The 25,565-nt window shown below is 39.6% G+C and carries 21 protein-coding genes; 10 read left to right on the forward strand and 11 right to left on the reverse strand.

Translation table 11 applies throughout. The features are described from left to right. The first annotated feature begins 128 nt into the window (after positions 1 to 128). The 3 genes from AACU33_RS27900 to AACU33_RS27910 all read left to right on the forward strand — a co-directional run bounded on the left by AACU33_RS27900 (position 129) and on the right by AACU33_RS27910 (position 5,081). Positions 129 to 2,945, forward strand: a complete 2,817-nt coding sequence (locus AACU33_RS27900) for a cation-translocating P-type ATPase (RefSeq protein ID WP_339376524.1) — start codon at positions 129 to 131, stop codon at positions 2,943 to 2,945. A 22-nt stretch (positions 2,946 to 2,967) separates the two neighbouring features. After that, positions 2,968 to 4,254, forward strand: a complete 1,287-nt coding sequence (locus AACU33_RS27905; RefSeq protein ID WP_096592928.1) for a metallophosphoesterase family protein — start codon at positions 2,968 to 2,970, stop codon at positions 4,252 to 4,254. A gap of 647 nt (positions 4,255 to 4,901) precedes the next feature. After that, positions 4,902 to 5,081 (forward strand): replication restart DNA helicase PriA, encoded by a 180-nt coding sequence (locus AACU33_RS27910; RefSeq protein ID WP_096595416.1) that lies wholly within the window; start codon positions 4,902 to 4,904, stop codon positions 5,079 to 5,081. A gap of 200 nt (positions 5,082 to 5,281) precedes the next feature. On the opposite strand, the gene AACU33_RS37650 is transcribed toward AACU33_RS27910, so the two are convergent. From AACU33_RS37650 to AACU33_RS27935, 7 genes are all read right to left on the reverse strand, one after another. Beyond that, positions 5,282 to 5,359 (reverse strand): DUF6887 family protein, encoded by a 78-nt coding sequence (locus AACU33_RS37650; protein WP_445291798.1) that lies wholly within the window; start codon positions 5,357 to 5,359, stop codon positions 5,282 to 5,284. Next, the gene (locus tag AACU33_RS37655) at positions 5,346 to 5,450 is read right to left on the reverse strand and encodes a DUF6888 family protein (RefSeq protein ID WP_445291769.1); all 105 of its coding nucleotides are present in this window, start codon (positions 5,448 to 5,450) and stop codon (positions 5,346 to 5,348) included. The genes AACU33_RS37650 and AACU33_RS37655 overlap by 14 nt, the downstream gene beginning before the upstream one ends. 59 nt (positions 5,451 to 5,509) lie before the next feature. Then, positions 5,510 to 6,580: a 23S rRNA (adenine(2503)-C(2))-methyltransferase RlmN gene (rlmN, locus tag AACU33_RS27915; RefSeq protein WP_096592930.1), complete on the reverse strand. Its 1,071-nt coding sequence runs from the start codon at positions 6,578 to 6,580 to the stop codon at positions 5,510 to 5,512. Positions 6,581 to 6,717: 137 nt separating this feature from the next. Further along, positions 6,718 to 7,293, reverse strand: a complete 576-nt coding sequence (locus tag AACU33_RS27920; protein ID WP_096592932.1) for a hypothetical protein — start codon at positions 7,291 to 7,293, stop codon at positions 6,718 to 6,720. Between the two features lie 45 nt (positions 7,294 to 7,338). After that, positions 7,339 to 12,804 carry a trifunctional serine/threonine-protein kinase/ATP-binding protein/sensor histidine kinase gene (locus AACU33_RS27925; RefSeq protein ID WP_096592935.1) on the reverse strand — a complete coding sequence of 1,822 codons (5,466 nt, stop codon included), beginning with the start codon at positions 12,802 to 12,804 and terminating at the stop codon, positions 7,339 to 7,341. Between the two features lie 343 nt (positions 12,805 to 13,147). Then, the gene (locus AACU33_RS27930) at positions 13,148 to 13,501 is read right to left on the reverse strand and encodes a phenylpyruvate tautomerase MIF-related protein (protein WP_096592937.1); all 354 of its coding nucleotides are present in this window, start codon (positions 13,499 to 13,501) and stop codon (positions 13,148 to 13,150) included. A gap of 109 nt (positions 13,502 to 13,610) precedes the next feature. Then, complete coding sequence (locus AACU33_RS27935) at positions 13,611 to 14,723, reverse strand: CobW family GTP-binding protein (protein ID WP_096592940.1); 1,113 nt, start codon at positions 14,721 to 14,723, stop codon at positions 13,611 to 13,613. 246 nt (positions 14,724 to 14,969) lie between these two features. Between AACU33_RS27935 and cysS the strand changes: the two genes are divergently transcribed. The 3 genes from cysS to AACU33_RS27950 all read left to right on the forward strand — a co-directional run bounded on the left by cysS (position 14,970) and on the right by AACU33_RS27950 (position 19,349). Then, on the forward strand, positions 14,970 to 16,427 hold the full coding sequence (gene cysS / locus AACU33_RS27940; RefSeq protein ID WP_096592942.1) for a cysteine--tRNA ligase: 1,458 nt from the start codon (positions 14,970 to 14,972) through the stop codon (positions 16,425 to 16,427). A gap of 16 nt (positions 16,428 to 16,443) precedes the next feature. Continuing rightward, positions 16,444 to 17,883, forward strand: coding sequence for a TldD/PmbA family protein (locus AACU33_RS27945; protein WP_096592945.1), 1,440 nt, complete (start codon positions 16,444 to 16,446; stop codon positions 17,881 to 17,883). A gap of 119 nt (positions 17,884 to 18,002) precedes the next feature. Then, complete coding sequence (locus tag AACU33_RS27950; RefSeq protein WP_096592947.1) at positions 18,003 to 19,349, forward strand: TldD/PmbA family protein; 1,347 nt, start codon at positions 18,003 to 18,005, stop codon at positions 19,347 to 19,349. Positions 19,350 to 19,515: 166 nt separating this feature from the next. Here the strand turns inward: AACU33_RS27950 and AACU33_RS27955 are convergent, their stop codons facing one another. The 3 genes from AACU33_RS27955 to coaD form a co-directional block, all read right to left on the reverse strand. Then, the gene (locus AACU33_RS27955; protein ID WP_339376331.1) at positions 19,516 to 19,857 is read right to left on the reverse strand and encodes a Ycf66 family protein; all 342 of its coding nucleotides are present in this window, start codon (positions 19,855 to 19,857) and stop codon (positions 19,516 to 19,518) included. 354 nt (positions 19,858 to 20,211) lie between these two features. After that, on the reverse strand, positions 20,212 to 20,880 hold the full coding sequence (locus AACU33_RS27960; RefSeq protein ID WP_096592950.1) for a DivIVA domain-containing protein: 669 nt from the start codon (positions 20,878 to 20,880) through the stop codon (positions 20,212 to 20,214). After that, a complete protein-coding gene (gene coaD / locus AACU33_RS27965) occupies positions 20,790 to 21,341 on the reverse strand; it encodes a pantetheine-phosphate adenylyltransferase (protein ID WP_096592953.1) in 552 nt (183 codons plus the stop codon). Before coaD ends, AACU33_RS27960 begins: the two co-directional genes overlap by 91 nt. Before the next feature lie 311 nt (positions 21,342 to 21,652). Here coaD and lgt point away from each other — a divergent pair, with 311 nt between their 5' ends. Both lgt and cobM read left to right on the forward strand, forming a co-directional pair. Then, the gene (gene lgt / locus AACU33_RS27970; RefSeq protein WP_096592955.1) at positions 21,653 to 22,558 is read left to right on the forward strand and encodes a prolipoprotein diacylglyceryl transferase; all 906 of its coding nucleotides are present in this window, start codon (positions 21,653 to 21,655) and stop codon (positions 22,556 to 22,558) included. 252 nt (positions 22,559 to 22,810) lie between these two features. Further along, positions 22,811 to 23,620 (forward strand): precorrin-4 C(11)-methyltransferase, encoded by an 810-nt coding sequence (gene cobM, locus AACU33_RS27975; protein WP_096592958.1) that lies wholly within the window; start codon positions 22,811 to 22,813, stop codon positions 23,618 to 23,620. Here the strand turns inward: cobM and csaB are convergent. Next, positions 23,617 to 24,660 carry a polysaccharide pyruvyl transferase CsaB gene (gene csaB / locus AACU33_RS27980; protein WP_096595418.1) on the reverse strand — a complete coding sequence of 348 codons (1,044 nt, stop codon included), beginning with the start codon at positions 24,658 to 24,660 and terminating at the stop codon, positions 23,617 to 23,619. The two genes, cobM and csaB, sit on opposite strands and share 4 nt — an antisense overlap. A gap of 229 nt (positions 24,661 to 24,889) precedes the next feature. Between csaB and AACU33_RS27985 the strand changes: the two genes are divergently transcribed. Then, complete coding sequence (locus AACU33_RS27985) at positions 24,890 to 25,237, forward strand: DUF2499 domain-containing protein (protein WP_096592960.1); 348 nt, start codon at positions 24,890 to 24,892, stop codon at positions 25,235 to 25,237. After that, positions 25,234 to 25,548 (forward strand): DUF3593 domain-containing protein, encoded by a 315-nt coding sequence (locus tag AACU33_RS27990; RefSeq protein WP_096592963.1) that lies wholly within the window; start codon positions 25,234 to 25,236, stop codon positions 25,546 to 25,548. Before AACU33_RS27985 ends, AACU33_RS27990 begins: the two co-directional genes overlap by 4 nt. Positions 25,549 to 25,565 lie beyond the last annotated feature (17 nt).

Raw genomic sequence — 25,565 nt, forward strand, 5'->3', positions numbered from 1 at the left:
CTCGTGGTGACTGGGAAGGTGCAACAGCTGAATTTGATAAAGTACTGGGGCAAGAAAAACAAGCACAAGTTGCTGAAGTAGTTTTATATATCCCCTCTAAGCTAGTTCCTAGCGCCAAACCTCAAGGGCTGAAAAATAGAGAAGGTGCTGCGGTTTGGCATAGTTTAGAAATCGAGCAAGCCCTAGAACTGCTTGATAGTAACGCAGACACAGGTTTATCACTCCAAGAAGTCGAAAAGCGTTTGCAAAAATACGGCCCCAACGAACTGGAAGAGAACAGCGGCCGCAGCGCTTGGGAGATTCTTTTGGATCAGTTCAAGAACATCATGTTATTGATGCTGATTGCTATAGCGATCGTTTCTGGGGTTTTAGACTTTGTGGCTTGGCAAGGAGGCAACTTAAAGCCTGGTAATATGCCATTCAAAGATACGATCGCTATTTTGTCCGTTGTCATCATTAATGGCATCCTCGGCTATGTGCAAGAAAGCCGTGCCGAAAAAGCTTTCGCAGCCTTGAAAAAACTCACCTCTCCTTTAGTGCGAGTCATCCGCGATCGCAAACTGCTAGAGATCGCAGCCAAAGAATTAGTCCCAGGAGATGTAATGCTGCTGGAAGCTGGAATGCAGGTAGGTGCAGATGGGCGCTTAATTGAACAATCTAATTTACAAATAAGGGAATCGGCACTGACTGGTGAAGCTGAAGCTGTGAATAAACAAGCAACATTGCAATTGCCAGAAGAAACACCATTAGGCGATCGCGTCAATATGGTATTTTTCGGAACCGAAGTCATTCAAGGACGGGCTAAAGTCTTAGTTACCAACACCGGGATGCACACGGAACTAGGCAAGATGGCCACCATATTGCAATCGGTGGAGAGTGAACCAACCCCGTTACAACAGCGGATGACTCAAATAGGTAACGTCCAAGTCACGGGTTCTTTGATTCTCGTAGCGATCGTAGTTATCGGCGGTATCGTTCAGGCCAGAGGTTTGAGTAACTTACAAGAACTTTTAGCAGTTGCTCTCGCGATCGCATTTTGGGCAGTTCCCGTCGGACTACCCGCAGTCATCACTGTCAGCTTGGCATTGGGAACTCAACGTATGGTACGCCGCAATGCTTTGATTCGCAAATTGTCGGTGGTGGAAACTCTCGGTTTCGTGAGTACTATCTGTTCTGGGAAAACTGGCACAATGACACAGAACAAGATGCTGGTTACATCAGTTTATACAAATAACCACTCGTTCCAAGTTGCTGGGGAAGGTTATATCCCCGTTGGCGAATTTCAACTAGAAGGGAATGTAATTGAACCACTAGATTATCCAGAATTACAAGCTTTATTCGTTGCTTGTATAGTTTGTAATGACTCGGTTCTGGAACAAGAAAAAGGTCAATGGCAGATTTTGGGAGATCCGACAGAGGGAGCATTGCTCGCACTAGCGGCTAAAGCTGGAATTGAACAAGATCGGTATAAAAGTCAGCTGAGCCGAGTAGCAGAATTTCCTTTTTCCCCAGAACGCAGGCGGATGAGCGTGATTTGTGTGAGCGAGGCAATTGAAACTGGGGTTTTGCCTTTAGGTAATGCGAGAAATTATTTAATTTTTACCAAAGGCTTACCAGAATTGATTTTAGTACGTTGCACTCATATTCTGTTAAACAATAGCTCAGTTCCTTTGACCTCAGAACAAAGGTATACAATCCTGGCAGAAAATAACCGAATGGCGATTCAGGGTTTACGTATACTGGGTTTTGCCTATAAACCGCTTAGAGAAATTCCCCCAGAAAGTTCAGCTGAAACATCCGAGCAAGAACTGATCTGGCTGGGATTAGTGGGAATGCTGGATGCACCTCGTCCAGAAGTCAGGGCGGCAGTACAAGAATGTCGAGAAGCAGGCATTCGACCGATTATGATTACAGGTGACTATCAATTAACAGCAAGAGCGATCGCAACCGATCTAGGTATTGCGGCTGAAGGCGAGCGCATCCTCACAGGTCAAGAATTACAGCGCATGAGCGACCAAGACCTAGAGCAAAATGTTGACTTAGTGAGTATTTACGCTCAAGTTCTTCCAGAACACAAACTGCGAATTGTGCAAGCCCTGCAACGTCGCGGCAAATTTGTAGCCATGACTGGTGATGGCGTTAATGATGCCCCAGCTCTTAGACAGGCTGATATCGGTATTGCAATGGGCATCACTGGCACAGATGTGAGTAAAGAAGCCAGCGACACGATCTTACTCGATGATAATTTTGCTAATATTGTCCCTGCCATTAAGGAAGGGCGTGTTTTTTATACTAATATTCGGCGTTGCGTCAAGTTTATCCTAGCATTTCATATTGGGATGGTGCTCGTCATCACTGCTGCACCTTTAATCGGTTTGGCAGGCGTTCCCCTCACACCTTTACAAATTCTTTGGATGAACTTGGTAATAGATGGTGTACCAGCCCTAGGATTATCTGTGGAACCCCCTGAGTCAGATGTGATGAGGCGTCCACCTTTCAGCCCTCGTGAAAGTATTTTTGCTAGGGGGTTGGGTTCCTATATCATCCGCATTGGGATTATCTTTGCGGTGATTACAATTAGTTTAATGACGTGGGCTTACAGTTATACTCATGCACCTGGGTATCAAGGCGATCCTGAGGCTTGGAAGACAATGGTATTTACTACTCTGTGTATTGCCCAAATGGGTCATGCCATAGCTATGCGCTCAAATAACCGACTAGCCATAGAAATAAATCCCTTCTCTAACATATATCTCTTAGGAACTGTGGTTTTGATGACAATTTTGCAGATGATGCTAATTTACATTCCACCCTTGCGAAGTTTCTTTGGAACTCACTTGCTAGATGGTACACAATTAGCTGTTTGTCTTGGGTTTAGTGGCTTAATGTTTGTTTGGGTGGAGTTAGAGAAAATATTCTTCCGATTAATAGCTCATAAAAGTTAGTGAAAGGGTGAGGAGGTAACTGATGTCCTCTAGTCAAGATCCACATAGCGATCGCAGGAATGAACTGCTGAACCTGCTTGATTTAGCAGAAGAAAAGATACTTTACTTACGTAAGAAAAAAATTATTGAGGCTAATCCTTTAGTTATTTTCCAGTTAGATAAAGAAATTGAACAAGCAGAGGCAGAACGAGATAAAATCACCCGATTAATTGCAGAACTAGATAAAAATCTGACACAAGGACATCAATCACAGGCTGTTGAGAATACTTTTAGTACTTTAGCTCAACCGTCTATTTCCTTCTCCTTGACAAACATTCTCCACCTCTCTGACCTGCATTTTGGTAGTACAGATGATGCTTATAACTGGTACGACACCTTAGCAGAAGACTTGCATTGGGAACTCAAGTGTGAAACTCTTGATGCTTTAATTCTTTCTGGTGATATCGCTAAGAAATCTAACCTGGAAGAATACTGTGGTGCGAAACAATTTCTCAATGACCTCTGCCAAGAATTTCAACTGCAACCACAGCAGATAGTGATTGTTCCTGGGAACCATGACCTCAACTGGAGACTGGCAGAACAAGCATATACTCTGCAACGACGCAAAGAATATACAGGCCCCTTAGATGAAAATCATATTATTGATAAAGGCGAATATATTGAAGTTCTAGATCTAGAAAAATACAAACAGCGCTTTGCCAACTTCAGCCAGTTTTATCAGGATATCAAAGGCGAACCCTATCCTTTAGCATACGAAGAGCAAGCAATTTTGCACCACTTCCCCGAACAAAACTTGCTGATAGTAGGTTTAAATTCTGCTTGGCAACTTGACCACCATTACAGAAATCGTGCCAGCATTCATCCTCGTGCTATTTCCAATGCTCTCAAACAGATTCGCCAAAATCCCGCATATCGAAATTTACTAAAAATAGGAGTTTGGCATCACCCTGTTAACAGTCCCTTTGAAGACCGCATTAAAGATGCTGGCTTTATGGAAAGGCTAGCACAATCCGGCTTTCGCTTTGCGCTTCACGGTCACATTCACAAAGCCGAGAACAGTTTTTACCGCTACGACGTTAGTACCAGCGGTCGCAAACTAGATATTGTCTGTGCTGGAACTTTTGGCGCACCAATAGGCGAGTGGGTTCCCGGTTATCCACTGCAATACAATCTTCTGAAATTGGAAGGTAACAAATTAACAGTTCAAACCCGTCGCCGAGAAGAACCCAATGGTACTTGGAAACCTGATGCCCGTTGGCTTATGGGTGCAGGTCAAAACCCCTTGCCTTACTACGAAATTGAATTATAGTAGCGTCTATATTTGTGTATTTAAATACTCTAGCTTGAAGCTTTAAGTCATGATTTTGCTTGAGTATCGAAGGTTATGAGTCTGACAACAAGAAGAAGTCATGGGTAATTGATAATTGGATACACCCATTACCTATTACCCATTCCCCATTACCCATTACCAACAACTAGACTAGCAGACATAAACGATACTCTTAAGGGTGAGTATTGGAAGTTTTGATTAAATTGTTTCACGACAATTTCATCCCTATGACAATCTTCACAAATCTTAAGTTAAGCTTAAAATAAAAATTTTGTGACTAACTATACAGTAATCTTCTAATTTTAGCTTTTTGCTATTAATATACTTACTCTAGCTGGAGATCGCTATAAATCATTTGATATAGAGGTATTAACATTGGGGATCAGTAAATATCTAAACAGGAGCTACAGCAAAAATTAATTTATATATCCAAAGTGAGATGTTAGACCCATAGATCTACTAGGATAATAATTAGAAAATAGGGGTTGTTTTTACCAGCTTTAATTTTGTTTAAAGAAGTTAGCCAATTATATAGGCTTTTTATGAGGTGGTAGTAAACCAGAATGTTTACTGGTTTATTTCACTGTCTTTATTTACTAGAAATCGTTACAACCAGGGATTTTAAAATGCAGATAGTACAACAAATTTGCTGCCCCAACTGTGGTAGTAAAGCTGAACGTCACTATATTTCTGATAGTCATATAACTCGTACCCAATGCCCAGCTTGTGATTACTTGATGATTAGCTGCACTCGCACTGGCAAAGTCATTGAGGCTTATGCCCCTGGTATTCATGCTAAGATGTAAAACTTTTGTTTTCTCTAGTAACGTAAACTGTTAGTTTTTGAGAAAAAAGAGCGTTGTGTTAGTAGCACGACGCTCTTAATATTACTAATAGATTTACTTGACTATGCTTGCTCGCGCTGACGCTGAATAATTTGAGGCAAGTCTTCAATTTTGAGAGGTTTAGCATTAGCTTTTATCCGATCCGACAATTCATAAAAAGCTTAATTATCGTCAGGATGTTGCAGTACGTAAGCCCTCAATTCTGCTTTGGGCATTGTCTTAAAATCAGGTTTGGTCATAATTTACTATTCCTTGTTTATCGACCGTTATCTCAATCTCATCTCCAGCAAGAATTACCAATTCGCCTGTGCTTTCATCTATTCTGAACAAGATTTATTGGTATGAGCATTTTGGTTAACTGATAACTTGCTCCACAGTTGGTTGCATCTTTAATTTTTACTTGCTCTAAGTTGTCCGCAAGCTGCATCAGCTTCTAAACCGCGGGAGTAACGGACGCTGACAGCAATTTGTTGCTGCTTGAGGACTTTAACGAAGGCTTGAATGCGATCGCTATTTGGGCGTTTATAATCTACTTCTTGAATGGGGTTATAAGGAATTAAATTCACGTGGCTTTGGAAACCCCGCAAGCGTTTTGCTAGTTCCAAAGCGTGTTCTGGTAAATCGTTGACTCCAGCCAGGAGGATATACTCAAAACTAACGCGGCGGCCAGTGATTTCCACATATTCCCGACATTCAGCCAGCAAATCTTCAATGGGATAGGGACGCGCGCTGGGAATCAATTGTTCTCGCAGTGCTTGGTTGGGCGCATGAAGGCTAACAGCCAGAGTAATTTGTAAATGGTGTTGGGCTAACTGACGAATGCGATCGCGTATTCCTACTGTAGAGACAGTGAGCGATCGCTGTCCAATTCCCACATCTTGATTTAAGGATCTTAAAGCTGCTAGGACATTCTCAGTATTTAACAACGGTTCACCCATGCCCATAAATACTACATGGCTTACCCGTTGCTGAAAATCTTCTTGTACCGTCAACACCTGATCGACAATTTCATGACGTGCTAAGTTACGCTTGTAACCGCCTTTACCAGTGGCGCAGAAATCACAAGCCATCGGACAACCCACCTGAGTAGAAACACAGACAGTTAAACGTTTATCACTGGGAATACCAACAGTTTCTACGATTTGTCCATCTGCAAGTTGCAAGAGATACTTGATAGTGCCATCAGGTGCAACAGCGCGGTGGTGTATAGTTGAACGTCCGATGGGAATTTCTGCGACTTCCGCACGCCATTGTTTTGAGAATACAGAAATATCAGCTAGCGATCGCACTCCCTTGTGATATATCCAATCATGTAGCTGCTTACCTCGATAAGCTGGCTGTCCCTGTTGCTGCACCCAAGCAGTCAATTCAGCAACGGAAGCACCTAATAAGGGAGGGATATTTTCTAACTGTTGGGAGTTTAGTGAGTTAGCTGGAGAAATCAGCGGCGTGGCAGACATAAATGATCGCGAGTTGATGCTAGGATCTCTATCCTATAGCTTCTTGACTCAGACTGGGGTAGATTGAACTGCTTCTTCTGCATCTAGTAATCATGAATCTTAAAAATCAAGAATTCAATTAGTTCTCTGTTTATTGCCTATTGTTCAAAAGAACTTGGCATCTTTATTCCAAAAAAATTCTGAATAGCAATACCTATTGTTGCATCCCCTAAAGGAAGATTTTCCCCAATTAAATATTGTTTCTCATCCCAAATTGCACGAAGTTCTTTTTGCTTTTGCAGAAAATGTTCTTCAGGTAAAAACTGAAGATTTTCATCATATTTGATTATTTCTATTGTTTTAGCAAAATTTTCTTCAGAGAAGATAATATTATTTTCCCATTCCTCGATTTCTCCTTCTATGCAAGCCCATGTTGATTGACAACCATCTGACAGCCAGCACATTTTTCGTAGTAAGATACCTTCTTTTGAATGTTCATAATCAAGTTGATCGTTGCTTGTATCTACACAAATAAAAACTACTTCACCAAACTGTAAAGAAATTTTTGTGGTTAAGTAAATTTCAGGATCAAATAATTCGTCTGAATAATCATCACTCAAATTACATACAATCCATTCTGATTCAGGAATTAAATCTACTTGGGAGAATTTTTCTTGGAGTTTTGCTTTGGACTCCTGTGTTTTAACAAAATAAGCATGATACAATAAACTCATTTTTAAAATTTTCCTTTTAAATTTTGCTGATTATAGTATACGAAATTAGTTAGTTTTATTCTGCACGATCAACTCTGAAGAATATTTCTTGATAGGAATTTCAATCCAAAACTCTGCCCCCTCTCCTGGTACGGAAATACAGTCTATTTTTCCACCATGCTTATCTACAATAATTTGATAGCTAATAGATAATCCTAAACCAGTGCCTTCTCCTACAGGTTTAGTTGTGAAAAAAGGGTCAAAAATTCGTTCTCTAATATTTTTCGGAATACCAGGGCCGTTATCTTTGATAGAGATACTCACCCAGCCATTTTTAATAACTTGAGTACTGATGGTAATTTTGCTAGGATTATTTTGAATTTCTGCGAGCGATCGCTTTTGATTATGCCCATTTAAAGCATCAATTGCATTATTAAGAATATTGAGAAATGCCTGATTTAATTGCGCAGCATAGCAGGCGACTAAAGGTAATTTGGCATAATTTTTAATTACAGTAATTTCTGGATAATTAGCATTTGTAATTAACCGCGACTGTAACAGCATGAGAGTGTTATCTATACCCTCGTGGATATCTACATACTTAATATCAGCTTCATCCAGTCGGGAAAAGTTCCGTAAGCCAAGTACAATATTACGAATACGGTTAGCTCCCACTTTCATAGAATCCAGAATTTTATGTAAATCTTCTACCATAAATTCTAAGTCTATATCTTCTTGAATTTGCTGAATCAACGGTGTCACCTGAGGATATTCCTGCTGATAAATATTAATCAGTTGCAACATCGATGCAATATAGTTATTAGTAGGTTCGATATTGGCATAAATAAAATTAATTGGATTATTAATTTCATGAGCAACACCAGCTACTAATTGCCCTAAGCTAGACATTTTTTCAGATTGTATAAGTTTAGCTTGCGTAACTTTCAGTTCGCGTAATGTTTGTTTCAAGCGAAGATTTTTGGCATTTAATTCTTGGGTTCTAGCAGCTACTTTATCTTCTAATCTTGCATAAAGCTGGGCATTTTCTAAAGAGATTGCTGCTTGGGAAGAAAGAAGTTTCAGGATTTGCAACCGATCGGTAGTAAAAGCATCCACTATCAAACTATTTTCTAAATAAAGAATACCAATTAGTTTTCCTTGGTTAAGGATAGGAGTACATAATATAGATTTTGGTTGATATTTAATGATATATGTATCCCTAGAAAAATTTGTGTTTTTTGTGGCTTCATGAATTAATAAATATTCTTTAGTATGAGCCACATAATTAATTAAACTAACTGGTAGTTCTTGAGTTTTATTGATAGGTATAGATAGTAGTTCGCACGGTTGATGATTTTGGTATTTTGCTACAAGGTTCAACTTACCATCTTCTTGGAGAATTAACGCAGCTTTATTACCTCCTACGTTTTCTAACATTACTTGCAGAAGCATTTGGATTAATTTATCTAGCTGAATTTCCGAGCCAATAGCTAGGGATGCTTTAGTTACAGTTTCTATATCCAATATTGCTGTCACACCAGTACTGCTGGAATCAACAGTTGCAGCAACTAAGGTATTGGTATCGCTCCTATTAAAAGGAACTTGTTTCTGATTGAGAATTGGTGAAAGTAACTGAGGATAGCATTTTTCTAAATCTTCAATTTTGGTATTAGCTCCCCAACGGCTGTAACAATAGTAAGCATCAATTAGATAGGTTTGGGCAATTTTTTCTTTACCAGAAGCTAAGTAAAATTTAGCAGCCAATTCATTAGCTATTGCTTCTTCATGAATATATTGATTTTCTTTAGCACCTCTAATAGCTTGGTCATAAAGTTCCATAGATTGCCAATTATGACCTAAAATTCTTGCCTTTTCTGCTTCTACTAAATCGTACTTATGTTGATAGTTCATTGGTGCATGAAATGCCCAATGACGCATTTGTTGCTGATTAGCTAAAACTTGTTCTAGATATTGCTCTTGCTCAATGCTAGACTGGTTATTATATTCAGCTAACAGTGCTAGAGAATAGTAAAAATTGTGTTGACTGACAGAAATTTGTCCAGCAACAGAGTTTACATATTGTTTGCCTAAACGCGCACTTTCGACTGCACTATTTAAGTGGTTAAATAAATAAAATAATATGGTTTTTGCTAAATATACACAAAAGAGGGAATTATAATTATTTGTTTCTATAAATAATGGTAATATTTCCGATTCATTGAAGAAAACACCATTTAATTGATATTTATTAGCAGTTGTTTCTAGTAGATTAAACACCAATTGCAACCAAACTTTTTGTAAATTCACAGTCCACTGCTGTTTCAGCTTGTGCATCAAGATACTATATTGTTCTAATTGCTGAGAAACAGATGTCAAATTTTCTCCAGCAAACAACAGGTGTAAGTAATGGTTTGAAGAACAATAACCTACATATTCTATATCTCCATTTTCTAAACCAGATTGCACGCCTTCTACTAAAGGATCGATAGTTTTTCGTAGATGCTGTTTCCAAAATTTAATGTTTGCATTCCAGACTAAGAATAATCTGCATTTAAGTTCTTTAGCATTTAATTTATCTAATAAAATTAAAGCTACTTCACCATAGCGATATCCAGCATTAATTTCTGATAACATACCGCATAGCAACAAGCCATATAAAACATATCCGTAAGTAGAAGCTGAAGAATTTCCATACTTTACAGACAAATGTATCATTGTAAATATAATTGATGGCAGTAATGCAGGATTTGCAAAATAAGCCGCAGAAATCATGCTAATTAATATACGCATAGCAGCGAGTCGATCGGGAGCAGTCATTTTTGGTAAGTCGATCAAATCTTCAACATCCAAATTTTCAGGAGGTGCTGACTCCAGATTCACTCCCAACATATCTAATACTTTTAGCCCTGTATCAATAGCTAATTGCATTTGTATTTCAGCCATATACATTTGCATTTGAGCTTCATAAGCCTTGACTCGATCGAGTAGGCTATTTGCATTTTGCTTGACTATTTCTGCGTAGATTGTTGCTTGTTCAAAGTTGATATTTAAGTATTCGGCTTCCATTGCTGCTACATATAAATCCAATGTTAGCTGATACTGATTGTGCCAACTATCTGCTTCCAACAATCGCAAACCTATCTGCAAATATCTAATAGCAGCTTCATAAGCAGTAGCTAATTTAGCTTTGTTACCGACAATCAAATTAAGTTGAGCTAATTCAGATTTTTCTGATTTACTAGTAATTAAGCCAACACCCATATTGAGTTGATTGACTATTTCAAATATGTTATCTTCTAGGTTTTCTAATCTCGTATTTTTTAACAGAGTTCGCCCAATTTTGAGGTGAATAGTTCGGTTATCTGTTTCTGGAATTAGAGAGTAGGCTGCTTGCTGTACGCGATCGTGGAGAAACTTATAGTTAACTGTTAATTTTTCGCGATCGCTAATTTTTTGCTCTAAATCTTGTAACTCTATTTCTGAGATATTACTAGCTTCAGGTTGCTCATATGCATACAATTTATAAATTTCGTCTGTTGGTATAATTAACCCTTCCTGCAAAACTTGCCATAAATTAGCTCCTATTTCATCAGGAGATTTTTCTGAAATTAATGACAAGAGATTTAAATCAAATTTATTGCCAATACAAGCAGCTATTTTTAATATTTCTAAAGTTGATGTAGGCAACTTTTCTAATCGATAAGTTAACAGCTGAACAACATCATCACTTTGGTATGAAATCTCTGCTTCTTTAAGATTATATTGCCAATATCCAGCATGAAAATCGAAATTAATTATTTTATTTTCATGTAAAGCTTTTAATAATTGATTGGTGAAAAAAGGATTGCCTTGTGTTTTCTGGAATATAAACCTTGTTAAAGGATTGGCTATTTCATCTGGGCAACCTAAAGTATCTTTTATTAAATGATTGATATGAGGTTCATCTAAAGGAGTTAAAACAATTTGATTGACCGTAGTGGGAGTTTTATAAATAGCATCTAAGGTCATAAGTAAAGGATGACCAGAAGTAACTTCATTATCTCTATAAGCACCGATGAGCAACAGACATATAGAATCCGTTTCATTCATTAATAATTGAATTAATTTTAAAGATGCAGAGTCTGCCCATTGTAAATCATCTAAAAAAATAACTAAGGGATGGTGTTTGGTTGCTACTACCTGAATGAATTTACTAAATAGCAAATTGAAGCGGTTTTGCGCAGCATTTCCTGTAAGTTCAGGAATTTCTGGTTGTTGACCTACTATTAATTCTAGTTCAGGAATAACATCGATGATTACGCCAGCTTGTTGGCCTAAAGCTAATAAAATATTATTTTTCCATTCTTGTAATTGCTCTGTGTTTTCAGTAAGTAATTGTCTTATGAGACTGCGAAAAGCTTGTACAAATGCAGAGAAAGGAAGATTCCGCTGAAATTGATCGAATTTTCCAGAAATAAAATAACCATTTTGTCTAACAATTGGTTTATGGACTTCATTAACAATAGAAGTTTTACCAATACCAGAAAACCCAGCAATTAGCATCAATTCTACATTGCCTAAACTCACACGCTCAAAGGCATTTAATAAAGTGCTAACCTCGCTTTCTCTACCATAAAGTTTTTCAGGTATAAGGAAGCGATCGCTTATATCTTTTTCTCCCAATTTAAAATCTGTAATCTCCCCTTGGCTTAATAACATCTGCTGGCAAATTTCTAAGTCATGCCTGATTCCTCTAGCTGTTTGATAACGTGACTCAGGAGACTTTGCCATTAACTTCAGCACCATATTGGCAATTGGCTGAGGAATATTACCATTAACTATTTTGGGATTAATTGGTTCTTGTGCAAGATGGTAATGTACTAACTCAACAGGACTCGTACTATTAAAAGGTAACTGTCCTGTGAGTAATTCATAAAAAGTCACACCCAGAGAATAAAAGTCTGTGCGGTAGTCTATACCGCGATTCATTCTACCAGTTTGTTCTGGAGATATGTAAGCCAAAGTTCCTTCTAAAATATTAGGGCTTTTAATTTCAGAATTTTCTTTAGGTAATATAGAAGAAATACTAAAATCTATCAGCTTAACTTGCTTAGTTTTTGGATTAATTAAAATATTTTTAGGTTTAATATCTTTATGAATTATTTTATTTTGATATAGGTACTCTAGAGCAGAGGTAATGGCGATCGCAATAGTAAGAAATTCATTGATTTCTAGAGGCTGAGAGTTAACATATTGACTGAGAGCAATACCACCAAAATCTTCTAATATCAGAGCATAACTATTGCCATAAGTTTCTAGCTCATAACATTTAATAATATTTGGATGGTCAAGATAACTAGATATAGAATACTGATTTTTTAATAAAATTAAGTCTTTGAGTTGCGGATAAGTAGTATTCAGAACTTTAATAGCAACTGGTTTTTGTGAATGTATTTGGTTAGCACGATAAACAATACTTCTAGCACTCATATGTAGAGTATCGCTAATTTTATAACCAGGAAGCGTGTTAAATTGTGCAGATATCTCAATCATAAGACTACTTAACTAATTTTCTGAGGAGCTACTGAGTATAGTGTTCCCTAGAAAATTCTTAGTTAAACAGCGATCGCATCAATTAGCACAATTATCCTATAAATTATTCTCAGCAGCTTTGCTAAAAAAAATTACTTAATTCTATAGTTATTTGTATTTGATATAAAGCGAGTTTAGATGTATCAAAAAAATGTGATAAATATCACTTTTTTGTTAAATAAATATTCAATTACATAGAATATTGAGCGATGGATAGGCAAGAAACTGGGAGATAAACCCTTCTGGGTTGCATATAATTTGTGCCAATCTCCCATAACTTTTATGAAATTTATTAGATGAACATCTAACCAAATGTCGTACCGTTCCAGCCCCACATCGCGCCCTTAGCATCTGCAAACTCTATATAAATGCGATTTTTAGGTACACCTAATGCTTGGTTAATTTGTTGACAAAAATCCTGACTCATAATACTTGTTTGGTCGGGTTTCATTGTGCCGATACTTTTAATTTCAATGTAGCAAACTGGATCTGTAGTACCTGCAAACGTCATCGGAACTTCGGGTTCAAAAGCTGTCATTACATAGGATTCAGGTTTTCCTAAATGCTTTGCTAACTTAGCTGATAGGCTTTTCAGCATTGTCTCAACTTCAGACTTTTCCGGAGCAGATACAGAAGTTTGTACTTTAATTAAGGGCATAGTAAATATTTCAAAATTCCACAATAGTCAATATATTATTATTCATACTTGATTTTTGAAATCTATATAGTAGTAGAGTGAGCATTGCCCACCCTACAAATACTTCAAGTTATTTACCGAAGCCTTTACCTCGACTAACAGATGGAAGACAAAGGCAATTTTCTAGCTGACTGAGCAAAGTTTCGCTATCTAAATTTTGACCAATCAAAACTAGCTGATTTTTTGGTTGACCTTTCCATTCATCATCATCCATTGTGAAGCGCTTACCACACAAGTGGAAAATATGACGTTTGGGGCTTTCATCAAACCACATAATTCCCTTAGCGCGGAAGACAGCAGTAGGTAGTTGGTTATCTAAGAAATATTGAAACTTCCTAATAGAAAAAGGCTTATCACTTTGGAAAGACAATGAGGTGAAACCATCATTTTCTAAGTGGTCAGAATGATGGTGATGATGCTCATGGTCATGGTCATGGTCGTGATGGTCATGACCGCAGGTAGAATGATCGTGGTCGTGATGCTCATGAGCGTGGTGATGATGCTCATGTTCGTCTGCCACGTTATCAAAATACTTATCAGACTCAAATAAACCAACACTCAAAATTAAGGGAAGTGGCACATCTGAACGTGTAGTGCGAAGAATTCTGGCTCCTTCTTTAACTTCACCAATTTTGCGTTCTAATTCATTTAAAGCAGCTTCATCAACTAAATCTGCTTTATTCAAAATAATGACATCACCATAAGCAATCTGACTATACGCTGCCTGAGAATTGAATAAATCTAGGCTGTAATTCGCCGCGTCTACTACGGTAATAATCGAATCCAAACGGGTTAAATCCCGCAATTCCGTACCGAGAAATGTTAGAGCTACTGGCAATGGATCTGCTAGTCCAGTTGTTTCTACAACTAAATAATCTAACTTTTCTTCACGTTCTAAAACTTTGTAAACGGCATCAACTAAATCGCTATTAATGGTGCAACAAATACAACCATTATTGAGTTCCACCATGTTTTCATCGGTGGAAACAATTAATTCGTTATCGATGCCAATTTCACCAAATTCATTGACTAAAACAGCGGTTTTTAATCCCTGTTGATTAGTCAAGATATGATTAAGTAATGTTGTCTTACCACTACCGAGGAATCCTGTAATGATTGTTACAGGTATACCTTGTTTTGGCGCATCCATTGCTTGAGATTCAGGAGTAACTGCTGATTGCATAGCGCTCTAATCAAAACAAATAAAGTCAAAAAGTAGGAGTGTAGCGCAGAGAGTCCAGAAAACACTAGGATAGGGATGCTGGACTCTCATCCCAGGTGCTTTACCCTATTATTACGTATCTACTTAATTCAAAATTACTTATCTTAACTGTAGTTGCTTTATCTGCATTATAGATAAGTAGTCAAGATGTTTACCACCATTAGGTTTGACCATTCTGAATATTGAATTTTGAAGTTTTAATTGCTTATGACCCTAACTCTTTACAATACCCTCACCCGTCGCCAGGAACCTTTTGAAACAGTAGAACCAGGTAAGGTTAAGATGTATTACTGCGGCGTGACGGTATACGACTACTGCCATTTGGGTCATGCCAGAGCGTGTATTGTTTGGGATGTAGTACGGCGATATCTTCAGTTTATCGGCTATGAAGTGCGCTATATCCAGAATTTTACCGATATTGATGACAAGATTCTGAATCGAGCAAGGCAAGAACACTCATCAATGGAAGCTGTTGCCGATCGCTTCATTAAAGCTTACTTTGAGGATATGGGCAGGCTGGGAATTAAAAAAGCTGATGAGTATCCCCGTGCTACCCACACGATGAATGGCATTCAACGGCTAATTCACGATTTAGAAAATAAAGGTTATGCCTACCCCGCCGATGGTGACGTTTACTATGCGGTACGCCAGTTTTCTGAGTATGGCAAGCTTTCGGGGCGGAAGCTAGAAGATATGCAAGCGGGTAAAAGCGATCGCGTTAACTTAGAAGATCCAGAATACCAAAAGAAAAAAGATCCCTTTGACTTTGCTTTGTGGAAAGCAGCAAAACCAGGAGAACCTGCTTGGGATTCTCCTTGGGGTGAAGGGCGTCCGGGGTGGCATATAGAATGTTCGGCAATGGTGCGCGATCGCTTGGGCGATACCATAGACATTCATGCTGGCGGTGCTGACTTAATTTTTCCGCACCACGAAAACGAAATTGCCCAATCTGAGGCGGTGACAGGCAAACCTTTATCTCGCTATTGGCTGCACAACGGCATGGTGAAGGTAGATGGCGAGAAAATGTCTAAGTCTTTAGGTAACTTTACCACCATCCGCGACTTATTAGATCGAGGGGTGGAACCGATGGCAGTGCGGTTGTTTGTGCTGCAAGCCCAATATCGCAAGCCTATCGATTTTACCGATGAAGCGATCGCTGCTGCTACCAACGGCTGGCACACCCTGAAAGAAGGTTTGCTGTTTGGCTATGAATATGGCGAAAAACTTGGTTGGGATGTCAAGGACACGGCGAATGGAAAAGAAATCTCCACTTCCTATATAGAACGTTTTCAAGAAGCTGTGAATGATGACTTTAATTTTCCTGGTGGATTAGCAGTGATTTTTGAATTAGCTAAAGAACTGCGTCGCGAGGGAAATATCATCATGCATGAAGGCAAAACAGAAACTCCAGCAGATGAATTACTTCAACAGTGGCAAACACTTGTAACATTGGCGGGAGTTTTAGGTTTAGAAGCCAAATTAGAAGCTGAAACTCCTACAAGTGATGGCTTAAGCGATGCAGAAATTGAAGATTTAATTCAACAACGCCAAGCAGCCAGAAAAGCTAAGAATTTTGCCGAAGGCGATCGCATCCGCAATGAACTACAAGCTAAAGGTATTACCTTAATTGATAGTAAGGATGGCACTCGTTGGCACCGAGGTTAACAATTGAATTTAAATTATGTTTTCTGAACTAACCAAAGCGATCGCTCATCTCAATATTCCCGCTGATTGGATCGGGATTAGAGCTGTTAAAGAAACAGCCGCTAACCGTCATGTTCGTGATGGCTTACCGCAAGCTAACGGCAAATACTCCACAATGGGGGCAATGTTGGAAGTTTTGGTCAATGGCAGTTTGGGTTATGCTGCTACCAATTCTCTAGACCTTGCTAGCTTACAAGCTGCTGCGGAAATAGCGTATAAACAGGCACTAGTAGCCAGCGAATGGCGGATATATGATTTCCGTGAGACTGAGCGCCCGAAAGTCGTGGGTGAATATAACTCACCATTTTTAGAACCATTAGATGCTCTCAGCCCTGGTGAAATTAACGATCTGCTGATTCGGATTTGTCAAACGTTGAAAGTTAGCGACAAAGTTGTGCAAACCACAGCTAGCTTTACCAGCAGCGAAAAAGAGACATGGTTTGTCAGCAGCAATGGTTCAGAAGTTTACCAGAAATTTCTCTCTGTTGGTGCGCATTACGGAGCTACTGCCCAAGATGGTGCGATCGTCCAGCAGCGTACTAACAACGGCTGGCACGCCAACTGTTACCAAGGTGGACTAGAACTATTAAAACAGGAAGGTTTATGGCATCGGGTACAACAAGTTGGCGCGCAAGCAGTTGAACTGTTGACAGCAGATGAGTGCCCCAATACACGCACTAATCTAGTGTTAGCACCAGACCAAATGATGTTGCAAATTCATGAAAGCGTTGGGCATCCTTTAGAAATTGACCGAATTTTAGGAGATGAGCGTAACTACGCTGGAGGTAGCTTTGTTAACAAAAGCGATTTTGGTAACTTAGTCTACGGTTCGCCACTGATGAACATTACCTTTGACCCCACTGTACCCGGTGAATTTGCTAGTTACAGCTTTGACGATACGGGTGCTGTAGCCACACGAGAGTATTTAATTAAAGAAGGCGTACTTCAAAGAGGTTTGGGTAGTCTTGAAAGCCAAGCCAGAGCAGGTGTAGCAGGTGTAGCCTGTGCCCGTGCTTCCTCTTGGAATCGTCCCGCGATCGATCGCATGGCCAACTTGAATTTAGAGCCAGGAAACGCCAGCTTTGACGAAATTATCGCCGGGATTGAACATGGTGTTTACATGGAATCTAACCGTTCTTGGTCAATAGACGATCGCCGTTATAAATTTCAGTTTGGTTGCGAGTATGGCAAATTAATTGAAAATGGCAAACTCACCAAGACCCTGCGTAACCCTAACTATCGCGCCACAACTCCAGAATTTTGGCAAAGCTTAATCAAAGTTGGTGATGCTTCTAATTGGCAAATTTACGGTACTCCTTTCTGCGGTAAAGGCGAACCAAATCAAGCAATTTGGGTAGGACATGGTTCACCAGTTTGTCTATTTGCTAACGTCGAAGTGTTTGGTGGTGGTAGTTAAATAGTCATTTGTTATTGCTCAAGAGTCGATCAAATAAGTTTCTTAATTTGGAATTTTGAATTGTTTATTTCCTTTATCCCTCTCTTCTCCTTTATTTTCTTCCCTAATCAAAAATGCCTATGAAAAGTGATGATTTATCGGCTTTAGAGGTCAGTTTTAATCAACTGATTGAAACTCTACTTATTAAAAAAAGTGTAACTGAAGAATTCACTGCCAAACTCAGCAGTGAACGGAGTCAGTTTACTCGATTAAATCATGCTAAAGTGCGACAAAGTGGTTATGTTGCTGATGGCTGGATTGAACTAACTTTAATGGAGGATCGGCGCAGTAGTTTTCGGCAGTTTCCCTTTACTGGGAATTGGGATATTGATTGGCAAATAGCATACACAGCTTTACAAGAATTACGTGAAGAAATCCGCGTGTTACCTGTCGATCCCTATCTGGTTTTGCCATCAGGAAATAATAGGAGTAGGGAAGTACATTCTGGTAAATTATTGGCAAGAGAAGATGTAGTTTCTACAATACTAGAAATAGTTGCAGAATTAGATTTTACTGGAATATACGCTGGGGGAACTGTAATTAAAGGTTACGGCGATTCTCAAGGGCAAAAACATTGGTTTTCTACAGACACATTTACCTTAGACTATTCTCTGTTTACAGCATCAGGACAAGCAGTTAAAGGAACTTTTGCTGGTAGTAATTGGGATGAATCTGCTTATATCAAAAGGATTAACGAAGATAAAAGGCAATTACAATTACTTTCTGTTACTCCTAAAGAATTGCCTAGAGGAAAATACAAAACTTATTTTGCACCCGCCGCAGTTGCTGATTTAGTAATGATGCTTTCATGGGGCGCTGTGAGTGAAGCCGACCTTCAACAAGGGAACAGTGCATTAGCTACACTATCTCGACAAGAAAAGCTACTTTCGCCAAAGTTTATTTTAAAAGAAAACTTTCAGTTAGGGTTGGTACCACGATTTAATGGCTGGGGAGAAATGGCACCACCAGAGTTACCCATAATCGAAAATGGATTTTTAATAAATACTTTAGTGAACTCTCGAACTGCCAAAGAATATCAAAAAACCGCTAACAGTGCTAATATTTCAGAAACGTTACGTGCGCCAGAAGTCAGCCCAGGAAATTTGGCATTCGAGCAGATTTTACCAAGTTTAGATACAGGTTTGTATGTATCGAATTTACATTACTTGAATTGGAGCGATCGCCCCACGGGTAGAATTACAGGTATGACCCGTTATGCTTGTTTTTGGGTAGAAAAAGGAGAAATTATCGCCCCCATCGAAAACTTACGTTTCGATGAAAGCCTCTATCGTTTCTGGGGAGACAATTTAATAGATTTGACCAATTTTCAAGAATTTATCCCTGAAGTCGGAACCTACGAAAGTCGTCAACTTGGAGGTAGCCTAGTTCCGGGAATGTTGGTTGGAGATTTTACATATACGTTGTAATTGACTATAAAATTGCGTCAGCTAATAGGTGTTAAAAACAGAAAGTACAAAATTTTAGCTAGATTTACTTGCTGCACACAAGTTTGAGCCTGATTGCTTCCAAAATTTGGTTGACGCAAACTCTGCAATTTTCTCTATTAGAGATGACAATCAAAAGTTGGCTATTTTACCTATTTCTGTAAACTTCATTGATGAGAATATCTTTAGCACTGAAGTAAATAATTAATATAGTTAATAAAAATTGAGCAAATTGCAGGATTGGATCTAATCGCCAGCCCTGAAAAACAAAAATAAAGCCACAAAGTAACATAATACTTGGTATTAAAAGTGCTTGAAACAGATAAATAACAAAAGCTATACTATTAAGCCTGCTAGCACGTCTAAATAGCAAAAATACCATAAAAATCATATACAATATACCGAAAATTATATATAGTATTCCCAGCAAGCTAGCTGTATTTAAACCAAAATTAACTTGCTGTAAAAATAATGCATTTAAGATGGGCATATTATATTATTCCTCAAGCATTTAATCACTTTATATATTGCTAGGGTTGGTTTTATTATATGAGTTTAGTTACGTTGTTAGCTCCCGACTTCTTGAAGAAGTTGGGAATCTTTGAAATGTTAAATGCGAATTACAATTACCTCCGCTTTATTTACAAAATGGGCTTTAAATTCGTTTTTTTAAACAAAGTATTTCTTTAAATTTAGGAACACAATAAAATATCACACAGGTTATTTGCGGCTAATTAGTAGCCAAAATATTTTCTGTGTTGAGATTATCTAATGTTGAATTTTTGATCAAATCCTGTTTTTATTTCTTCATAGCCTAACTAAATAGATAAATTCACGATCTCGCTTATCTTTTCTTGGATGGTGAAGAATTGCGTTGCTGGGGCAAATCTGCTCGTAGTTCTTGTCTACCATTGGTGATAATTCGCAACATATCTTTCAGATCCTGCTCAATACCTTCTAGAACACTATCAGCATATCGATCGGCTCCGCTTTCGATTTCTTGAGCTTGTGCGATCGCAGTTTGTCGCATTTCTTCTAACTCTTGCATACAAGCACGGCGCTTTTGCTCAATTTCTGCCAGAGTTTCTTGCATCATGGCATCGCATTCTTGTTTTACTTGCCGTCTTAGCTGTTCAGCTTCACGCTCTGCCTGGTTAATAATATCGCTTTCAGCTAAGATTTGGGCACGTTTAGCTTGAGCCGCTTCAACAACTTGCTGGCCATACTCTTCAGCTTCCAGCAGAATTTCCTCTTTTTGATCGAGGATCGCTGCTGCTTCTTGAAAAACAGATGGTAAAGAAACTCTGATAAAATCGAGCTGTTCTAGTAGCTTTTCATCATCTACTAGCGTGCGTCCAGTCAGCGGAATTCTCAGCCCTGAAAGAATAATTTCCTCTAGGCGATTGAGTTCCTCCTGAATATCTACGCTTCCCGATCCTTCGGGATCGTCTTGCGGGGGGTAACTGTTTCCGTTGTGATTGGGTTCAACATTGGAGAGTTGTGGTTGTAGCATTGGTATATTTCTAGAGCAACATGCGGGGGAACGAGATGATCGACAGAGCCACCAAACCTTGCAATCTCTTTTACCACACTACTACTTAAAAAACTATACTCATTGGAGGTGGCTAGAAAAACAGTCTCTATGTGAGTGGAAAGAGTTTTATTAGTATGAGCCATTTGCAGCTCGATTTCAAAGTCTGAAACTGCTCGCAAACCCCGCAATAACACTTGTGCTTGACGCATTTGGGCGTAGTTGACCGTCAGACCATCAAAGCTATCTGCTTCGACATTGGGCAGATGTCGTGTTGATACACGAATTTGCTCTAGCCGTTGCTCTACGCTAAACAGTGGGGTTTTGTTAGGGTTTCGCAGTACAGCTACAATCACCTGCTCAAACAGCCGACTAGCGCGCTGAATGATATCTAAATGTCCCAAAGTAATGGGGTCAAAGCTACCAGGGTAAATAGCAATCACAATCTTCGATACATCAAAGTTATGTAGGTGATTATATCTAAAGCTGCTGATAAAGCCATCGAATCTTAGGGAAATACTCTTTTTGTTAGAGAAATTAACGATACTAAGTAATCGGTATCAACTCCGTATATTCTTAGTCAGGAGTTGAGTCCTAGCTTTTCAGCACTCAAGTCCTGACTACAAGTTTGACAAGTTTTTACCTCAGCAAAACCTGCTCTAATTGTTTATATACTCCTAGCTCCTTGCTTCTTGTCCTATGATGGGAAGCTGCTAACGCTGATTAATAAATTTAGTTATCTAGGTAATTTTGCATGGCACTGGATCTTTCCACTTTGCCTTTGGCATTTCAATTTACTTCTCCAGGGCCGATTCTCTGGAGAATAGGGCCAATAACTATTCGCTGGTATGGCTTATTAATCGCCACCGCAGTGTTAATTGGTGTCAGCCTTTCCCAGTATTTGGCAAAGCGTCGTAACGTTAACCCGGATTTACTCAGCGATTTGTCAATTTGGCTGGTGGTTGGGGCAATTCCGGCAGCAAGGCTATATTACGTTTTGTTTCAATGGCCAGAATATGCCCAGCACCCAGACCGAATAATCGCTATTTGGCAAGGAGGAATTGCAATTCACGGCGCAATTCTAGGTGGGCTGGTGGCGGCTTTAATATTTGCCAAACTCAAGCAAGTTTCGTTTTGGCAACTAGCAGATTTAGTAGCGCCTTCGCTGATTTTAGGGCAGGCGATCGGGCGTTGGGGAAATTTCTTCAACTCAGAAGCTTTTGGCGACCCGACCAATTTACCTTGGAGGCTATATATTCCACCGGATCGTCGTCCTCCAGAGTTAGCTAATTTTGAGTACTTTCATCCTACTTTTCTCTACGAATCTTTATGGGATTTAATGGTGTTTGCCTTGCTAATAACGTTATTTGTTCGGAGTTTGCAAGGAAAACCACGCTTAAAGATCGGGACGCTGTTTCTAACTTACTTAGTAGCCTACAGCCTAGGACGTTTTTGGATTGAAGGTTTTCGTACTGATAGCCTCATGTTAGGGCCGCTGAGAATGGCTCAAGTCGTGAGTTTAATCGGAATTCTATTAGGATTAGCTGGGTTAGCTTGGCTTTACTTGGCTAAACGTCCTTTGCCAGATGTCGTTTCCAGCCCTAGAAGTAATGGAGCGATAGAGGGAATAAGAGAAACAGGCAAGACAGGGAAAAAATAATCAACGATATTTGATTATTGTATGGGCGGGTTTAACTCACATATCTCATAACTTATTGAATATTTCACAAAACCTGCCCCTACTGAGCTATTGACCAAAGATCCCCAGAAATAAAAAATGCCCCAGAGGGTTCTCCAGGGCTTAACCAGGGTGCATCTACCATTACTCTCTACTAGGGAAATAGAGTCCATCCGGAAAGACACTGAAAATTTATCAAAAATTTTTTTTGAAGATTTGCTTTAGACGAATTATATGAGTAGAGTTACTGATAAAATATGTTCCCCAAAAAACCTAGAGCAACTAGAACCAAAGGTTTACATTGTCGGGGCAGGCCCTGGAGATCCCGATTTATTAACGGTCAAAGCGCAAAAACTACTGGCTGTAGCCGAGGTAATTTTATTTGCTGATTCTTTAATACCCGAAGAAATTTTAAATATTTGTCGTCCAGATGCAGAAATTATTCGGACTGCAAATAAAACTTTAGAAGAGATTGTACCCCTGATAACAGAACGGGTGCGATCGCATAAATCTGTAGTGCGTCTTCATTCCGGCGATCCCAGCCTCTACAGCGCTATCCACGAACAAATGCAACTGCTAAAAGAAGCTGAGATTCCCTTTGAAATCATTCCTGGGATCAGTGCTTTTCAAGCCGCAGCCGCCACGCTCCAAGTCGAACTAACTGTCCCTAATTTAGTGCAAACTATCATTTTGACACGCATTAGCGGATGTACAGGAGTTCCTGCTAGAGAAGAATTAGCAACTTTGGCATCACATCAGGCTAGTCTTTGCTTATATCTGAGTGCGCGTCATGTTGCAGAAGCCCAAGCGAAGTTACTAGAACATTATCCAGCCGAAACCCCAGTGGCGATTTGCTTTCGTGTCGGCTGGGCTGATGAAAAAATTCGGGTGGTTCCCCTAAAGGAGATGGCAGATTGTACCCAGAAAGAACAGCTGATACGCACCACACTTTACATTATCAGCCCGGCACTTTCACCAGCAGCAGGGCGATCGCGCCTATACCATCCCGAACATCATCATTTATTTCGCTCATCTCATCATTAGTAGACTGTTAAAGCTTCACTCAATAATTCACGGTGCATTAAGGCGCGATCTACCAAAGACTGAATTTGCTCCGGCGACAGTGGATCGCCATTAGCATAATGCTCCATCCAAGTTGTACTAATTAAATTGGGATCTTCAGGTATGGCTGTCAAATCCCACCCTGGCATAGACAAGTCTTCCATCAGACGATTTACCTTAGGGTCGTAACTGAGAGCAAAACAGCGACATCCTTCAGCTGCTGCCATAATTAAACTGTGCAGGCGCATACCAATGACCATCTCCACACCGCGATACACACCTTTTAAAAGTTGCGGATCTTCCAGACACATAATCTGGCTTACATCTTTGAGTTGAGGTTGAATTGCCTCAGCAATACCTAAATCTTCACTTTTTTGAAATGGCAGTAGTAGAATAAACGTTTGCGTCGCCTTTTGGAAATCAGCCAAAGCGCGAGTTAAATTTGCCAAGCACGTTTCTGTAAGTTGAGGATGCGATCGCAAAGTCACAGCCACTCTGGGAGCAGGTAAATCCCAAAGTCCGGGTACTGGCTTCGATTCCAAAGCCCAAACGGGATCGGGTGCAAGAATACAAGGAATTTGCCAATCAGCTAATAAATTAGCACTAGCGCGATCGCGTACGCTGACCTTGGTACAACCAGCAAAAGTTTGTCTTGCTAACCAACGAGTTTGCGGACGCTTTAAAGGGCCAATTCCTTGGGCCCAAGCAACAGTTTTTAAACCCATTTTCTGTGCCAAAGTCATCAATCCCCCATAATAAAATGGGTTCATCATACTGGTAACATCTTGGATTAAACTGCCACCGCCCCAAATCAAAGCATCACAAGAGCGCAAAGCTTGCAGTACAGATAAAAAAGCCATGCGATCGTGAGATTCTACATTATAGCGATCGCGGGTTTCCTCAGGATTACCAGAAAGCACTACAGGCGTGACATGAGGCGGTAGCATTTGCAAAAGCGTTGCCAATAAAGCTTCGTCACCACCATTACCTTTTCCGTAATATCCAGATAATAACGCCCGCATCGGTTTCATTTTTAAATTTAGATTTTAGCTAATCGAGTTGATTTGCACCTGATTATCTATCAGTTATACAGATGTTGGGTGAGATGGCTGGCATACTTGCCAAAAAATCGGATTTTTCTTGTGGGAAGATGGGGAGAGGAGAAGCAGGGGGAGAAATGAAAAATGTCCTTGACTGTTGCCTATTCACCCTTGACTTTTGACTTTTGACTTTTGACTCTTGACTTATCTTATGCACGCCCTTTCGATTCCCACCTGGATTATTCACGTTTCTAGCGTCATTGAGTGGATTGCCGCCATTTGGTTAATCTGGACTTATGGCGAACTTACTGGTAATCGGACTTGGTGGGGATTATCCTTCGCCATGTTACCGGCTTTGGTCAGTGCTATGTGTGCTTGCACCTGGCACTATTTCGACAATCCAGAATCTTTGGAATGGCTGGTCACGCTTCAAGCTACCATGACCTTAGTTGGTAATTTTACCCTTTGGGCAGCTGCGGTATGGATTTGGCGTTCCAGCAAATCTGCCCACAAGGGAATTAATTCTATTGCCGCCCAACCTATCAAATCAGAGCGATGATATCTAAAGACGCCCTTTTTGCCCTTTCACTGTTTCCTTATTTGGGTTTCTTGTGGTTTATCAGCCGCAGTAAGCAAATGCCACGTTTGGCTTTGTATGGATTTTACGGCACTTTAGTGTTTGTTGGTGTCACCATCCCAGCAGGAATTTATGCCAAAGTCCATTACGGTAAGGCTTTGGCAAATGTCGATTGGCTGCACGGTGGTGCAGAAGTTTTTTTGACCTTGGCTAACATCTTAGTTGTGCTGGGTTTTTGGCAAGCTGTAAGGCAATTAAAACTGAAAACTTCAACAGATAAAACCCACGTATAGCTAGCTTTGTGACTGCT

Origin of the sequence: Calothrix sp. NIES-2098, from assembly GCF_963875125.1 — a bacterium.
GTDB lineage: Bacteria > Cyanobacteriota > Cyanobacteriia > Cyanobacteriales > Nostocaceae > Aulosira.

Excerpts from the sequence above, each read along its gene's own strand:
- AACU33_RS27905 (WP_096592928.1), top strand. The coding sequence starts at position 2,968 with ATGTCCTCTAGTCAAGATCCACATAGCGATCGCAGGAATGAACTGCTG.
- AACU33_RS27910 (WP_096595416.1), top strand. The coding sequence starts at position 4,902 with ATGCAGATAGTACAACAAATTTGCTGCCCCAACTGTGGTAGTAAAGCT.
- AACU33_RS37650 (WP_445291798.1), bottom strand. The coding sequence starts at position 5,359 with ATGACCAAACCTGATTTTAAGACAATGCCCAAAGCAGAATTGAGGGCT.
- rlmN (WP_096592930.1), bottom strand. The coding sequence starts at position 6,580 with ATGTCTGCCACGCCGCTGATTTCTCCAGCTAACTCACTAAACTCCCAA.
- AACU33_RS27920 (WP_096592932.1), bottom strand. The coding sequence starts at position 7,293 with ATGAGTTTATTGTATCATGCTTATTTTGTTAAAACACAGGAGTCCAAA.
- AACU33_RS27925 (WP_096592935.1), bottom strand. The coding sequence starts at position 12,804 with ATGATTGAGATATCTGCACAATTTAACACGCTTCCTGGTTATAAAATT.
- AACU33_RS27930 (WP_096592937.1), bottom strand. The coding sequence starts at position 13,501 with ATGCCCTTAATTAAAGTACAAACTTCTGTATCTGCTCCGGAAAAGTCT.
- AACU33_RS27935 (WP_096592940.1), bottom strand. The coding sequence starts at position 14,723 with ATGCAATCAGCAGTTACTCCTGAATCTCAAGCAATGGATGCGCCAAAA.
- cysS (WP_096592942.1), top strand. The coding sequence starts at position 14,970 with ATGACCCTAACTCTTTACAATACCCTCACCCGTCGCCAGGAACCTTTT.
- AACU33_RS27945 (WP_096592945.1), top strand. The coding sequence starts at position 16,444 with ATGTTTTCTGAACTAACCAAAGCGATCGCTCATCTCAATATTCCCGCT.
- AACU33_RS27950 (WP_096592947.1), top strand. The coding sequence starts at position 18,003 with ATGAAAAGTGATGATTTATCGGCTTTAGAGGTCAGTTTTAATCAACTG.
- AACU33_RS27955 (WP_339376331.1), bottom strand. The coding sequence starts at position 19,857 with ATGCCCATCTTAAATGCATTATTTTTACAGCAAGTTAATTTTGGTTTA.
- AACU33_RS27960 (WP_096592950.1), bottom strand. The coding sequence starts at position 20,880 with ATGCTACAACCACAACTCTCCAATGTTGAACCCAATCACAACGGAAAC.
- lgt (WP_096592955.1), top strand. The coding sequence starts at position 21,653 with ATGGCACTGGATCTTTCCACTTTGCCTTTGGCATTTCAATTTACTTCT.
- cobM (WP_096592958.1), top strand. The coding sequence starts at position 22,811 with ATGAGTAGAGTTACTGATAAAATATGTTCCCCAAAAAACCTAGAGCAA.
- csaB (WP_096595418.1), bottom strand. The coding sequence starts at position 24,660 with ATGCGGGCGTTATTATCTGGATATTACGGAAAAGGTAATGGTGGTGAC.
- AACU33_RS27985 (WP_096592960.1), top strand. The coding sequence starts at position 24,890 with ATGCACGCCCTTTCGATTCCCACCTGGATTATTCACGTTTCTAGCGTC.
- AACU33_RS27990 (WP_096592963.1), top strand. The coding sequence starts at position 25,234 with ATGATATCTAAAGACGCCCTTTTTGCCCTTTCACTGTTTCCTTATTTG.